The following is a 12,848-nucleotide window of genomic DNA, read 5'->3' as shown; positions in this document are numbered from 1 at the left end:
CCGCTCTAGACCGGCTCCAGCCCGAGCGACTTTGCGCTGTCCATCCAGACCGGCAATTCGCGCTGATAGAGCGCATTGGTCTCCTTGAAGCCGATCGCCGGCTCCAGCGCGAATGTGGTGAGAACGCCCTTCACCTTCGGGTCGTTGTTCGCGGCCACAATCAGTTCCGACAGCCTGTCGACAATCGGCTGCGGCGTGGCCTTCGGCAGCGCCCAGCCGGAAAAACCGCTGACGGTGAAGAATTTCGAGGTCGCGCCTTGCTCGGGCAGGGTTTTGACGGCCGGAATCGCATCGACCTTCTTGGAATGCACGGCGAACAAGACGCCGGTGTTGTTCTGCAGGACGGCCTGCGCGGCCGTATAGCTGCCCATGGCGACATCGAGCGTGCCTTCCGCAAGCCCGGTCCACATCGGCGCTTCGCCGCGATAGTGGACCGGCTCGACGCTGAGGCCGTACTGCTTGTTGAGTTCGTTAACGGTCATGTGCGGCGCGGAGCCCGCGCTGTAGGTTCCGAAATTTACCTTGTTCTTGCGCGCGAACGCGACGAAATCGTCCAGCGATTTGACGCCGGACTTCGGGCTCGCGACCAGCAGAAGCCCGGCGCCCGGAATGACGCTGACAAGTGTCAGGTCCTTGTCCATGTCGTAACCCGGATTCTTCATCATCACCCGGTTCATCACATAGGTGGTGGAGATGGAGCAGAGAATGGTGTGGCCGTCAGGCGCGGCGCGCGCGACTTCGCCGGCGCCGATGGAGCCGGAGGCGCCCGCCTTGTTTTCGACAACGACGGTCTGCCCGACCTGCTTGCCGATGAATTCGCCGAACGCCCGCGCCAGCAGGTCGGTCTGGCCGCCCGCGGGATAGCTGCAAACCATCCGGATCTGCCGTGAGGGCCATGCGCCCTGGGCTGTGCCCGCGCGCGACAGAAACGGCATTGCGACAACGGCTGAACCGGACGCGATGAAACGGCGGCGCGTGATACTGGTCGACATGGTTTCCTCCCTGAATTTTTCAGGAAGCGTATCCGATCCCCATCGCTCCGCCATGGGTGGCGGGCGGGACAGAATGGCGCATTGCCATACGCAGGCGAATGCGTCGTCGTCCTTGCAGGGTTGGACGAAGTGAAAGAACGAGGGGCGGCGAAACCTGCGGCCGGGGCTGCAAAAACATCAACATCGTCAGCCAGGCTGGAGGCTCGCTACGCCCGCGCCTGCAATTAAGGCGTGCCCGCCGGTTGAATTCGCAAGCCCGGAGACTTATGCGTGACGCCATGACAGCTCTCGCTCAGGCCCAAACACAGTTCCAAACACCTCTGATGTCCCGCGCGCCGGGCCGGACCCATTCCGGCAAGGCCGCGCCGTTCCTCCCCATGAGTCGCGCCGAAATGACGGCGCTCGGCTGGGACGCCTGCGACATCGTGCTGGTGACAGGTGATGCCTATGTCGATCATCCGAGCTTCGGTATGGCGATTATCGGCAGGTTGCTGGAGGCGCAAGGTTTCCGGGTCGGCATCATCTCACAGCCGGACTGGCATTCGGCCGAGCCGTTCAAGGCGCTCGGCAAGCCGCGCGTCTTCTTCGGCGTCACCGGCGGCAACATGGATTCCATGGTCAACCGCTACACGGCGGACCGACGCATCCGCAGCGACGACGCCTACACACCGGGCGGCGAAGGCGGAAAGCGGCCGGACCGCTGCACCATCGTCTATGCCCAGCGCTGCCGCGAAGCCTTCAAGGATGTGCCGATCGTGCTCGGCGGCATCGAAGCCTCGCTGCGCCGGATTGCGCATTTCGATTACTGGTCCGAGAAAGTGCGCCGCTCCATTCTTGCGGACGCCAAGGCGGACCTGCTGCTCTACGGCAATGCCGAACGTGCCGTCGTCGAAGTCGCGCACCGGCTCGCGGCGGGCGACGCGCCGCACGATCTCGACGACGTGCGCGGCGTCGCTCTGTTTCGCCGCGTGCCGGAGAACTACACCGAACTTCATGCCGATGATCTGGACTCTGCCGACGAAGGCGCAAGCCGCCAGTCCGGCGCGACAGTGATCCGCCTGCCATCCTGCGAACAGGTCGAGCAGGACAAGGAAGCCTATGCGCGCGCCTCGCGCGTGCTTCATCGCGAGGCCAATCCCGGCAATGCACGCGCGCTCGTGCAGCGACATGGCGACCGCGATCTCTGGCTCAACCCGCCGCCGATCCCGCTGACCTCGGACGAAATGGATTCCGTCTACGATCTGCCCTATGCCCGCGCGCCGCATCCCTCCTATGGCGATGCGAAAATCCCCGCATGGGACATGATCAAGTTTTCGGTGACGATCATGCGCGGCTGCTTCGGCGGCTGCACCTTCTGCTCCATCACCGAGCATGAAGGCCGCATCATCCAGAACCGTTCGGAACGCTCGATCCTGCAAGAAATCGAACTCATCCGCGACAAGACGCCCGGCTTCACCGGCGTGATCTCCGACATCGGCGGGCCGACCGCCAACATGTACCGGATGGCGTGCAAGGACCCGAAGATCGAGGCCGCCTGCCGATTGCCATCCTGCGTGTTCCCCGACATCTGTCCGAACCTGAACACCTCGCATGACGAACTGATCAGCCTGTATCGCAAGGTGCGCGAGACCAAGGGCATCAAGAAAGTGATGGTCGCATCCGGTGTGCGCTATGACCTTGCGGTGAAGAGTCCCGAATACGTCAAGGAACTCGTGACGCATCATGTCGGCGGCTACCTGAAGATCGCGCCGGAGCACACCGAGCGCGGCCCGCTCGACAAGATGATGAAGCCGGGCATCGGCACTTACGATCGCTTCAAGGAAATGTTCGAGGCCGCGGCGAAACAGGCCGGCAAGAAATACTACCTGATCCCGTATTTCATCGCGGCGCATCCGGGCACAACCGACAAGGACATGATGAACCTTGCGCTGTGGCTGAAGCGAAACCGCTACCGCGCCGATCAGGTGCAGACTTTCCTGCCCTCGCCCATGGCGACCGCCACCGCGATGTATCACACCGGCGTCAATCCGCTGCGCGGCGTGCGGCACGGCGCGAGCGAGAAGGTCGAGGCGATCAAGGGTCTCCGCCAGCGCCGGCTGCACAAGGCATTCCTGCGTTATCATGATCCGGACAACTGGCCGCTGCTGCGTGAGGCACTCAAGGAGATGGGCCGCGCCGATCTGATCGGCTCACGCCCGGATCAACTGGTGCCGGCGCATCAGCCACCGGGCACCGGCAAGGCCGCCGGTACGCGCCGTCCCGTCCGCAACGGCCGGATGCAGCGCTTCACCACAAAGGGCGTGCCGATACGCAAGTGATCGGTGCGCAAGTGACCGCGTTCTCGTGACTTGATGGCGGGATGTTGCAGATAAGCGTGCCGTTGCGGCGCGAATGAATGGTAGCGAGAGAGGGACTCGAACCCCCGACCCCAGGATTATGATTCCCGTGCTCTAACCAGCTGAGCTACCTCGCCACGGTGCCGGAACCGCCTTCGCGGTCGCGAACGGCGGCATATAAGAAGTCACCCAAATGCCTGTCAAGCAATGACGGCGCCCAGCCCCATATCATTGCGGGTTCAGGGGGAATTTCCGCCAAAAGCCTGCATCACAGGGCGAAATTTTCACTTCGGACGGACCGAGGGATCGCCGCTGGGGCTGCCCGGTGGCGGAATCACCTGCATGGCGCCACCTTTCGGGGTGGGCGCGTGCATGTCGGGATCGATGCCCGGCGGGGGACAGAGTACGCCGTCGGATTTGGCCAGCTTCTCGCCCAGCGTTTCAGCGCGCCCCGTGGTCGAGCCGCGCGGGGCGACGGTGCCCTCCTGCGGAACCGGCTCCGTCGGCACGCAATTCGTCGCGCGCTCGAGATTTGGCGGCGCGGTCTGCGCTTGCGGCGTGGCGGGCGCAGGGGGCGCCTGCGCGACACTCACCGCCGGCAGCAGCACACACGCCGCACTGATCATGCATGAAAGTTTCACTGTCATGGCAAGGAAACGGCGCAGCGGCGCGGATGTTCCCTTCACAGCACTCGCGCGATCAGCCCTTGCGATAGCGGATCAGCGAAAAATGTCCCATCGGCGGCATCGGGCGGCGCTCGATCAGTGTCACGCCGCCATGCTTGGCGGCCCAGTTCGCCAGCCGTTCCCATGGAAACTCCGGACGCCAGCCCAACCGCCGCGCCAGCGGCGCGAAGCACAGCTCGAAGATTTTCCGCGGGCCGCTTTCGGCGCCGATGTGATTCACCAGAATGAGTTCGCCGCCGGGCTTCAACACACGCATGAAATCATCGAGCGTGGCTTCGGGATCCGGCACTGCCGTGATCACATATTGCGCCACCACTGCATCGAACGCGCCATCGGGGAATGCGAGATTCTTCGCATCCATCACCGAGAGCGTTTCAACATTGGTCAGGTTGTGCGCGCGCACCCGCTCCTGCGCCTTGCGCAGCATCGGCTCGGAAATATCGACGCCGTGGAGTTTTGTTGAGCGCGAATAGTCCGACAGCGACAATCCCGTCCCGACCCCGACATCGAGCACACGTCCGCCGATCGCGTCCGCAACCGCAATGGTGGACTTGCGGCCCTCATCGAACACCTTGCCGAACACCATGTCGTAGATCGGAGCCCAGGCGGCGTAAGCCTTCGCCACTCCGGCCCGATCGATGTCGTTGGTCATGTCCCCCACCCTGATACGCAATACCGTTCTTGTTCCGGCATGATCTTCCGGACGTTTCTCTATTCTTGGAGGATCAAATGTTATCCGGCAAGGGCTTCGCGCACGGTCGCGGCGCGCTGCACGCGCTGGGCTGCACTGATGAAGCCGCCGCCGAGAACGCGGGCTTGTCCCGCAGGCGCATCGTAGAACACGCAGGCCTGTCCCGGGGAAACGCCTTCCTCGCCGTCGACGAGTTCGACTTCGTAATGGCCGCCGACACGGCGCAGCCAGGCCGGCTGCGCCGGACGGGTGGAGCGCACCTTCACGAACATTTCGAGACCTTCGCCAATGGCGCTGTCGAGGTCGCCGCCGCCGATCCAGTTGACGTCACGCAGCATGATCCTGCGCACGTTCAGCGCTTCGCGCGGACCGACCACGACACGGCGCGTCTTTGCATCGAGATGCACGACATAGAGCGGCGTGCTGGCGGCGATGCCGAGGCCGCGGCGCTGCCCGATGGTGAAGCCGACAATGCCCTGGTGGCGTCCGAGCACGCGGCCTTCCAGATCGACGATATCGCCCGGCTCCATCGCATTCGGCTTCAGCCGCTCGATCACGTCGGTGTAGCGGCCGGTCGGCACGAAGCAGATGTCCTGGCTGTCGTGCTTGTCCGCGACTGACAATCCAAACCGGCGCGCCAGTTCGCGGGTCTGCGCCTTGGTCATGTCGCCAAGCGGAAAGCGCACGTCCGCCAATTGATCCTGCGTTGTCGCGAACAGGAAATAGCTCTGGTCGCGGTCGGCATCGGCGGCGCAAACCAGCGCGCGCGATCCATCCTCAAGCCGGCGCGACGCGACATAATGTCCGGTGGCAAGCGCCTTGGCGCCGAGTTCGCGGGCGGTCGACAGCAGATCGCGAAACTTGATCGAGCGGTTGCACTCGATGCACGGCACCGGCGTCTCGCCGTGCACATAGCTCTCGGCGAAGCTCTCGATCACCGACTCGCGGAAGCGGCTTTCGTAATCGAGCACGTAATGCGGAATGCCGATCCGCGCCGCGACATCGCGCGCGTCGTGAATATCCTGACCGGCGCAGCAGGCGCCCTTGCGGTGGGTCGCGGCGCCATGATCGTAAAGCTGCAAGGTGATGCCGACGACGTCGTAACCTTCAGCCTTGAGCAGCGCAGCCGTCGCCGAGGAATCGACGCCGCCGGACATGGCGACGACGACCCGGGTGTCTTCCGGGCGACCTTCGAGGTCGAGGCTGTTGAGCATGATAAGGCCGATCTTGCTGTTGCCGGAACCGCTTACGCCAACGGTCACCGGTTGGCACTTTACTTATAGTCCGACCCTGCCCGAGGCAATCGCGGTCCGCCTTGATCTATTCCAATGAAACCGGCCGTTTCCGGCAGGAAATTCTTGCCGCCGGGCAGAAAGCCACCGGCGATTCCGGCGGCATGAGATTCGATAGCAACGCGCAACCAATTGAATTTATTTGGTATTTTTCTCGTTCCACAATGGCCCGGTCCTTGCTGAACAGAGGTGGCACTCATTGTGAAAGGCCGCCCGTGTTCAGCGTCACCCCGGAACCCGCCGTATCCAAACCCGCTTTTGATCCGCAGCCCCGCCAGGCGCGCGCCGATCAGTCGTCCCCGGACGGCTTTGCCGCGCTGGTGGACAGCAATGCGGCCGCCGACAGCGACCGCCCGTCCCGTCCTGCACCTGATGCCCCGCGCCGAGATACGCGCGGAACCGATGCGCCGCCTCCGGCCAATGACCGGCAGCCATCCGACAAGCCGGCCACCGCTGCAAACGACGATTCCGGCAAGGCCCAACAGGATGCCGAACCCGCGAAGACAGCGGATGCGTCCACCACCGGCGGCAAATCCTCAGGCAAGACCAAGTCCGAATCCGGCGACACCACGTCCGATGACACCTCAACGGACAGCGACGCGGCAACGGCCGTCGCCGCTTCCGTCATTCCCGCCATTGTGACCGACCCCGTCGCGGTCGTGATTGCTGCCGCTGCCACACCGGTCACCGCCGCGCCTGATGAGAGCGCATCTGCGACGGCAAGCGCGGCGACGGCCGCGATCACCGGTTTCTCCACCGTCACCGCATCTGCCGAAACCGCTGTCGCGCAAACCGCGGCTACCACAAATGGAACTGCCGCCAGCGCAGCCGCCACAACGGACCCGTCGGCGGCAGCGGAAGCCACCGCAACGCCGGAAGCCGCCACGGCGGTTTCCACTGCGGTGCAGATCATCAAGCCGTCCGACAGCGGCAAGGCCGAAGCCGTCGCGAAGAATGACGAGACTTCGCCATCCAAGGACAGCAAGGATAGCAAGCAAGCCGCCGATCCCTCTGCCAAGCCCGTAACGGATCAGGCCATCAAGCCGGAAACCGGCCCTGAGCAGGGCGGCGACAAATCGCAGCCGCACGAAAAGACCGCTTCGGAAGCCGGTTCGACGGAGACCGATTCATCAAAGCACGCTGCTAAAACCGCGCAGCAGGCGGAACACCGCGCCGCTGCTCCGGCGCCCCAGCACGCCTTGCCCACCGACCCGGCGCTGGTGCCGCCTTCCGCCACACCGCAGCAACAGCCGATCCAGACCCACGCCGCAAATCTGACCGCGATTCCGGTGCCGACGGCGAATTCAACGCTCGCCGATGCGCCGGTGCCGCTCAACGGCCTTGCCGCCGACATCGCGCTGCGCGCCGCGGGCGGCAACAGCCGCTTTGAAATCCGCCTTGATCCCGCCGAGCTCGGCCGGATCGACGTGCGCCTCGATGTCGACAAGCACGGCAACGTCACCTCGCATCTGACGGTGGAACGTCCCTCCACGCTCGACATGCTGCGCAATGACGCACCCCGCCTGCAGCAGGCTCTGGAAGACGCGGGCCTGAAGACCGGCGACTCCGGACTGCAGTTCAGCCTGCGCGACCAATCATCGTCCGGCCGCGATGGCGACAACGGCTCCGGCCGCAATTCCCAGCGTGTCGTGATCGCCGAGGAAGACACCATTCCCGCGCAGATCGCGGGGCGGACCTATGGCCGCATGCTCGGGGCGAGCAGCGGCGTCGATATCAGGATCTGAGGAGACGATTATGGCTGTCGATGCAGCAACCATCGCGACGACGCCGACCTCGGCACCCGCGACGACCAGCAATTCTTCCAGCAATTCGAGTTCGGGCAGCAGCACCAGCGGCGCGACGCTTGCGGATAACTTCCAGTCCTTTCTGATGCTGCTGACCACGCAGTTGCAGAACCAGAACCCGCTCGATCCGCTCGACACCAACCAGTTCACCCAGCAGCTCGTGCAGTTCGCGCAGGTCGAACAGCAGCTCAAGTCGAACAGCCAGCTCGAGTCGCTGGTGAAGATCGAGCAGACCGCGCAATCGACCCAGGCGCTGGTGTTCGTCGGCCAGACCGTGGCGGTCGATGGCAGCACCGCGCATTTCGACGGCAATGCGACCTGGAATTTCAGCGCGCCGTCGAACTCGAACGCAACCGTCACCATCACCAATTCGGCGGGCCAGACCGCCTACTCGGGCAACTTCGCCATCGGCTCGGGCAATTCGAGCTTCGTCTGGGATGGCAAGGGCAATGACGGTACCCAATGGCCGGTTGGTGACTACAAGATGACGGTCACCGCGAAGGACACCAACGGCAAGGACATCGCAATCTCCACCGAGGTGCAGGGCACGGTTGATTCGGTGGATCTCACCGCGAGCCCGGCGCTGCTGTCGATCGGCGGCAAGAACTACACCCTCGACCAGATCAAGCGCGTGGTGAAGGCCGCATCGTCAACCTGACGCTGAGCCGCTTGATAGTCGTCCCCGCCATTCTCATTTGTCATCGGAAGGCCGGTTCCTCGCGGAGCCGGCCTGTCCCGTTTTGGGCAGATCGAAGGAGAATCGTATTGGACGCTTGGGTTTAGGTAAATTTTAAGCCGCGAAGCGTAGGTTGTTCCCACGAGTTCAGTTGTTTCGAGTTTGTGAGTACACCATGACAGAACCCCACCGCCCGAGGGTGAAGTACGTCATCGGGCCAGATGGCAGTCCGCTGACGATTGCGGACCTTCCCGCGCCCGGTACCAAACGGTGGGTGATCCGCCGCAAGGCCGAGGTTGTGGCCGCTGTGCGCGGCGGCCTCCTCTCCCTCGAGGAAGCCTGTAGCCGTTACACCCTGACTGTTGACGAATTCCTGTCCTGGCAGTTCTCCATCGACCAGCATGGCCTGGCGGGCCTCCGCACCACCCGCATTCAGCAGTACCGCCAGTAAGCCTTCCGGCGCTTCGCGCACGGCTCCTGACCATTTTCCAGCGAATTTTCCGAAAACCGGCCCCTCCCTGAGAGGCCGGTTTTCGGCATGTCCCTGTTTTCTCCTCACCCGTTAACCGGCGTTAACCATATGGAAACCATAGATAGGCAAATTCTGCCCAGTCGGCGTGTGAGCCGAATCTTTGGGGTGGTTCGTGCAGGGTTTGTTTTCCTTCCTGAAAGGTCTGGGTGCGGCCCGGATGGCGGCCATGGCCGCTGTCACGCTGGCGCTGGTCGGCTTCTTCGGCTTTGTCATCATGCGGGTCACCACCCCGCCGATGGCCACGCTGTTCACCGATCTCTCCTATGAAGACTCCTCGGCGATCATCAAGGACCTGGAACGCCAGGGCATTCCCTACGAAATGAAGAACGACGGCGCCGTGATCCAGGTGCCGAAGGACAAGATCACCCGCCTGCGCATGAAGCTCGCCGAGGGCGGCCTGCCCAAGGGCGGCGGCATCGGCTACGAAATCTTCGACAAGTCCGACGCCCTCGGCTCCACCAGTTTCGTCCAGAATATCAATCACCTGCGCGCGCTCGAGGGCGAACTGGCCCGAACCATCAAGGGTATCGACCGGATTCAGGCCGCGCGCGTGCATCTGGTGCTGCCGGAACGGCCGCTGTTCTCCCGCGAGACGCCGGAGCCGTCGGCTTCCATCGTGCTGCGCGTGCGCGGCCAGCTCGAACCGCAGCAAGTCCGCGCCATCCGACACATCGTCGCCTCCGCGGTCAACGGCATGAAGGCGCAGCGCGTCTCCATTGTCGACGAGACCGGCCAGTTGCTGGCCAACGGCGCCGCCGGTGACGGCGCGGCAGACGGCGGCGGCGGCGACGAACGCCGCGCCGCGTTCGAGAAGCGCATGCGCGATCAGGTCGAGGCCATCGTGTCCTCGGTGGTCGGATCGGGCCGCGCCCGCGTCCAGCTCACCGCCGACTTCGACTACAACAAGATCACCGAGACCTCGGACAAGTTCGACCCTGAAGGCCGCGTGCTGCGCTCCAGCCAATCGCGCGAGGAATCCGCCGCCACCGCCAACGCCAACGACGGCCAGGTCACCGTCAACAACGAACTGCCGGGCGGACAGGGACAGGGCGCTGGCTCCACTGCGAAGGACCAGAGCAAGAAGAGCGAGGAAATCAACAATTACGAGATTTCCCGCGTCACCAAGACGGAAGTGACCGAAGCCGGCCGGGTCAATCGCATTTCGGTCGCCGTGCTGGTGGACGGCAGCTACACCAAGAACGACAAGGGCGAGGTCGTCTATGCGGCGCGCTCGAAAGAAGACCTCGACCGCATTGCGACGCTGGTCCGCTCGGCCATCGGCTTCGAGCAAAAGCGCGGCGACCAGGTGGAAGTCGTCAACCTGCGCTTCGCGGACGTGCCTTCGGTGATCCCGGCGGAAACGCCGAAGGGCTTCCTCGGCATGTTCCAGTTCACCAAGGACGACATCATGTATTTCGTCGAACTTGGCGTCATGCTGATCCTCAGCATCATCGTGGTGTTCATGGTGGTGCGCCCGCTGCTCAAGCGCGTGCTGGCCGCGGACCCGGCTCCGCCGGCGCCCGCGCCGCTGCCGCTGCCCGAAGCGGCGCCACAGCCTGCCCATCAGCCGCAGATTCCCAACAACGCCACCGCGCAGATGATCGACGTCGCGCAGGTGCAGGGCCAGGTGCACGCCCAGTCCGTGCACCGCGTCGGCGAACTCGCCGACCGCAACCCGAACGAGACCGCCTCCATCATCCGTCAGTGGCTTTCCGAACCGGCTTGATCCGACATGGCAAACGCACCCGCGCTCACCAATAGCAACGCGCAGAACACCAACGATATCGCGGGTGTCGTCGCGACGCTGGCCAGCCGTCAGAACGGCCGCGCCAAGACCGCACCTCTGTCCGGGCCCAAGCGCGCCGCCATCATGATGCTGGCGCTCGGCGAACAGTATGGCGGCAAGATCTGGTCGATGCTCGACGACGACGAGGTGCGCGAGCTTTCAGTGGTGATGTCCTCGCTCGGCACCGTCGAAGCCGATGTGGTCGAAGACCTGATGCTCGAATTCGTTTCGCGGATGTCGGCCTCCGGCGCGCTGATGGGCAATTTCGACGCCACCGAGCGGCTGCTGCAGCAATATCTGCCATCAGACCGGGTCAACGGCATCATGGACGAAATCCGCGGCCCCGCAGGCCGCAACATGTGGGAAAAGCTCTCCAACGTGCAGGAAGAGGTTCTCGCCAATTACCTCAAGAACGAATATCCGCAGACCATCGCGGTGGTGCTGTCAAAGCTGAAGCCCGAACACGCCGCGCGCGTGCTGGCGATCCTGCCCGAGGACATGGCGCTCGACGTCGTCAGCCGCATGCTGAAAATGGAAGCCGTGCAGAAGGAAGTCATCGAGCGCGTCGAACAGACCCTGCGCGTCGAATTCATGTCGAACCTGTCGCAGACCCGCCGCCGCGATGCCCACGAGGTTATGGCGGAAATCTTCAACAATTTCGACCGCCAGACCGAAACCCGCTTCATCACTTCGCTGGAGGAAGAGAACCGCGAATCCGCGGAGCGCATCAAGGCGCTGATGTTCACCTTCGACGATCTGGTGAAACTCGACGCCGGCTCCGCGCAGACGCTGATGCGCCATGTCGACAAGGACAAGCTCGGCATCGCGCTGAAGGGCGCCAACGAAACCGTGCGCACCTTCTTCATGGGCAACATGTCGAGCCGCGCCGCCAAGATGCTGATGGACGACATGGCGGCCGCGGGTCCGGTGCGTCTGCGCGATGTGGACGAGGCGCAGGCGCTGCTGGTCAATCTCGCCAAGGATCTCGCTGCCAAGGGCGAAATCATGCTGCAGAAAAACCGCGCTGACGACGAACTGGTGTACTGATGGGCGCACCCGCAAAATTCCTGTTCGACCTCGACTTCGCGGCGCCAGACGCCGCCAAGGAGCGCGTGGCGAGCGCCGCCGAGGTCGCGCATCAAATCGCGGACGCCGAGGCACGCGGCTACCGCGCGGGCTTCGACGCCGCCCGTCACGAAGCCAGAGCCGAAAGCGATCGCCGCGCCGCGCTCGCGCTGGAGGAAATCGGAATTGCCATCAGGTCCATCGCCGGCCGGTTCTCGACCATCGAGGAGCGGATGGAGACCGAGGCGGTGGACGTGGCGCTTGCGGTCGCCCGCAAGCTCTGCACCGAACTGATCGCCGCCGAACCGCTCACCGAAATGATGGCGCTGGTGAGCGACTGCTTCCGGCATCTGACCGCAACCCCGCATCTCGTGGTGCGGATCAATGACGCCCTGTATGACGCCGCACGCGCGCGCATCGAGCAACTCGCGAAGCAGAGCGGATTCGAGGGCAAGCTCGTCATTCTGGCGGAGCCGGACATCGCCACCGGCGACTGCAAGATCGAATGGGCGGACGGCGGCGTGACCCTCGACCGCTCCACCATCGACGCCAAGATCAACGAACTCGTGGGGCGCTATCTGGCGTCCCGCAATCAGGCCGGCCTCCCCGGCCATGAGGACTTGCCATGAGCGACACAGACACCAACGTCCCGCTTCCCGATCTCAACGCCAGCGACGCCCCGTTGCCGGACGACCACACGCTGTTCGACGACAACGACTACGTCAACCGCATCGCCCAGGACCTCGAAGCCGTCTTCGACGTCCCGGTTCAGGTCTCTGCCGTACTCGGACGCTCCAAGATGGATGTCGCCGATCTGCTCAAGCTCGGTCCCGGCACCGTGCTCGAACTGGACCGCCGCGTCGGCGAAGCGATTGATATCTACGTGAACAACCGGCTGGTCGCGCGCGGCGAAGTGGTCCTGGTCGAGGACAAGCTGGGCGTAACCATGACCGAAATCATCAAGGCGGAACGCTCTTAAACCCAACA

13 protein-coding genes and 1 tRNA gene are annotated in these 12,848 nt (G+C 63.9%); 8 read left to right on the top strand and 6 right to left on the bottom strand.

Features of this window, described 5'->3' with window-relative positions; all coding sequences use genetic code 11:
• Positions 1 to 5: 5 nt before the first annotated feature.
• The gene (locus HMPREF9696_RS18870; protein ID WP_002714645.1) at positions 6 to 992 is read right to left on the bottom strand and encodes a Bug family tripartite tricarboxylate transporter substrate binding protein; all 987 of its coding nucleotides are present in this window, start codon (positions 990 to 992) and stop codon (positions 6 to 8) included.
• Positions 993 to 1,270: 278 nt separating this feature from the next.
• Between HMPREF9696_RS18870 and HMPREF9696_RS18865 the strand changes: the two genes are divergently transcribed.
• Complete coding sequence (locus HMPREF9696_RS18865) at positions 1,271 to 3,310, top strand: YgiQ family radical SAM protein (protein WP_040302179.1); 2,040 nt, start codon at positions 1,271 to 1,273, stop codon at positions 3,308 to 3,310.
• A 78-nt stretch (positions 3,311 to 3,388) separates the two neighbouring features.
• On the opposite strand, the gene HMPREF9696_RS18860 is transcribed toward HMPREF9696_RS18865, so the two are convergent.
• The 5 genes from HMPREF9696_RS18860 to HMPREF9696_RS21960 all read right to left on the bottom strand — a co-directional run bounded on the left by HMPREF9696_RS18860 (position 3,389) and on the right by HMPREF9696_RS21960 (position 6,197).
• Positions 3,389 to 3,465, bottom strand: a tRNA-Met gene (locus HMPREF9696_RS18860).
• A 147-nt stretch (positions 3,466 to 3,612) separates the two neighbouring features.
• Positions 3,613 to 3,975, bottom strand: coding sequence for a hypothetical protein (locus tag HMPREF9696_RS18855; protein ID WP_040302178.1), 363 nt, complete (start codon positions 3,973 to 3,975; stop codon positions 3,613 to 3,615).
• A 52-nt stretch (positions 3,976 to 4,027) separates the two neighbouring features.
• The gene (locus HMPREF9696_RS18850; RefSeq protein ID WP_002714642.1) at positions 4,028 to 4,666 is read right to left on the bottom strand and encodes a class I SAM-dependent methyltransferase; all 639 of its coding nucleotides are present in this window, start codon (positions 4,664 to 4,666) and stop codon (positions 4,028 to 4,030) included.
• Between the two features lie 80 nt (positions 4,667 to 4,746).
• Positions 4,747 to 5,919 carry a tRNA 2-thiouridine(34) synthase MnmA gene (gene mnmA, locus HMPREF9696_RS18845; protein WP_040302177.1) on the bottom strand — a complete coding sequence of 391 codons (1,173 nt, stop codon included), beginning with the start codon at positions 5,917 to 5,919 and terminating at the stop codon, positions 4,747 to 4,749.
• A 59-nt stretch (positions 5,920 to 5,978) separates the two neighbouring features.
• Positions 5,979 to 6,197 carry a hypothetical protein gene (locus HMPREF9696_RS21960; protein WP_210161307.1) on the bottom strand — a complete coding sequence of 73 codons (219 nt, stop codon included), beginning with the start codon at positions 6,195 to 6,197 and terminating at the stop codon, positions 5,979 to 5,981.
• Between the two features lie 15 nt (positions 6,198 to 6,212).
• On the opposite strand from HMPREF9696_RS21960, the gene HMPREF9696_RS18840 reads away from it, so the two are divergent.
• The 7 genes from HMPREF9696_RS18840 to fliN all read left to right on the top strand — a co-directional run bounded on the left by HMPREF9696_RS18840 (position 6,213) and on the right by fliN (position 12,840).
• Positions 6,213 to 7,742 (top strand): flagellar hook-length control protein FliK, encoded by a 1,530-nt coding sequence (locus tag HMPREF9696_RS18840; protein ID WP_002714640.1) that lies wholly within the window; start codon positions 6,213 to 6,215, stop codon positions 7,740 to 7,742.
• 10 nt (positions 7,743 to 7,752) lie between these two features.
• Positions 7,753 to 8,460 (top strand): flagellar hook assembly protein FlgD, encoded by a 708-nt coding sequence (locus HMPREF9696_RS18835; protein WP_002714639.1) that lies wholly within the window; start codon positions 7,753 to 7,755, stop codon positions 8,458 to 8,460.
• 193 nt (positions 8,461 to 8,653) lie between these two features.
• Complete coding sequence (gene sciP / locus HMPREF9696_RS18830; RefSeq protein ID WP_002714638.1) at positions 8,654 to 8,929, top strand: CtrA inhibitor SciP; 276 nt, start codon at positions 8,654 to 8,656, stop codon at positions 8,927 to 8,929.
• 193 nt (positions 8,930 to 9,122) lie between these two features.
• Entirely contained in the window at positions 9,123 to 10,736 is a 1,614-nt protein-coding gene (gene fliF, locus HMPREF9696_RS18825) for a flagellar basal-body MS-ring/collar protein FliF (protein ID WP_040302175.1), read from the top strand.
• Positions 10,737 to 10,742: 6 nt separating this feature from the next.
• A complete protein-coding gene (gene fliG / locus HMPREF9696_RS18820) occupies positions 10,743 to 11,843 on the top strand; it encodes a flagellar motor switch protein FliG (protein ID WP_002714636.1) in 1,101 nt (366 codons plus the stop codon).
• Entirely contained in the window at positions 11,843 to 12,490 is a 648-nt protein-coding gene (locus HMPREF9696_RS18815; RefSeq protein WP_002714635.1) for a FliH/SctL family protein, read from the top strand. Before fliG ends, HMPREF9696_RS18815 begins: the two co-directional genes overlap by 1 nt.
• Positions 12,487 to 12,840 carry a flagellar motor switch protein FliN gene (gene fliN / locus HMPREF9696_RS18810; protein WP_002714634.1) on the top strand — a complete coding sequence of 118 codons (354 nt, stop codon included), beginning with the start codon at positions 12,487 to 12,489 and terminating at the stop codon, positions 12,838 to 12,840. The genes HMPREF9696_RS18815 and fliN overlap by 4 nt, the downstream gene beginning before the upstream one ends.
• The last annotated feature ends 8 nt before the right edge of the window (positions 12,841 to 12,848 follow it).

The organism is Afipia clevelandensis ATCC 49720 (assembly GCF_000336555.1).
Lineage (GTDB): Bacteria > Pseudomonadota > Alphaproteobacteria > Rhizobiales > Xanthobacteraceae > Afipia > Afipia clevelandensis.
The sequence above is the reverse complement of the archived record's forward strand: the minus strand, read 5'-3'. Positions and strand labels throughout refer to the sequence as shown.

Bases quoted from the DNA above. Each gene is read 5' to 3' on its own strand.
- HMPREF9696_RS18870 (WP_002714645.1), bottom strand. From the start codon at position 992: ATGTCGACCAGTATCACGCGCCGCCGTTTCATCGCGTCCGGTTCAGCC.
- HMPREF9696_RS18865 (WP_040302179.1), top strand. From the start codon at position 1,271: ATGACAGCTCTCGCTCAGGCCCAAACACAGTTCCAAACACCTCTGATG.
- HMPREF9696_RS18855 (WP_040302178.1), bottom strand. From the start codon at position 3,975: ATGACAGTGAAACTTTCATGCATGATCAGTGCGGCGTGTGTGCTGCTG.
- HMPREF9696_RS18850 (WP_002714642.1), bottom strand. From the start codon at position 4,666: ATGACCAACGACATCGATCGGGCCGGAGTGGCGAAGGCTTACGCCGCC.
- mnmA (WP_040302177.1), bottom strand. From the start codon at position 5,919: ATGCTCAACAGCCTCGACCTCGAAGGTCGCCCGGAAGACACCCGGGTC.
- HMPREF9696_RS21960 (WP_210161307.1), bottom strand. From the start codon at position 6,197: ATGAGTGCCACCTCTGTTCAGCAAGGACCGGGCCATTGTGGAACGAGA.
- HMPREF9696_RS18835 (WP_002714639.1), top strand. From the start codon at position 7,753: ATGGCTGTCGATGCAGCAACCATCGCGACGACGCCGACCTCGGCACCC.
- sciP (WP_002714638.1), top strand. From the start codon at position 8,654: ATGACAGAACCCCACCGCCCGAGGGTGAAGTACGTCATCGGGCCAGAT.
- fliG (WP_002714636.1), top strand. From the start codon at position 10,743: ATGGCAAACGCACCCGCGCTCACCAATAGCAACGCGCAGAACACCAAC.
- HMPREF9696_RS18815 (WP_002714635.1), top strand. From the start codon at position 11,843: ATGGGCGCACCCGCAAAATTCCTGTTCGACCTCGACTTCGCGGCGCCA.
- fliN (WP_002714634.1), top strand. From the start codon at position 12,487: ATGAGCGACACAGACACCAACGTCCCGCTTCCCGATCTCAACGCCAGC.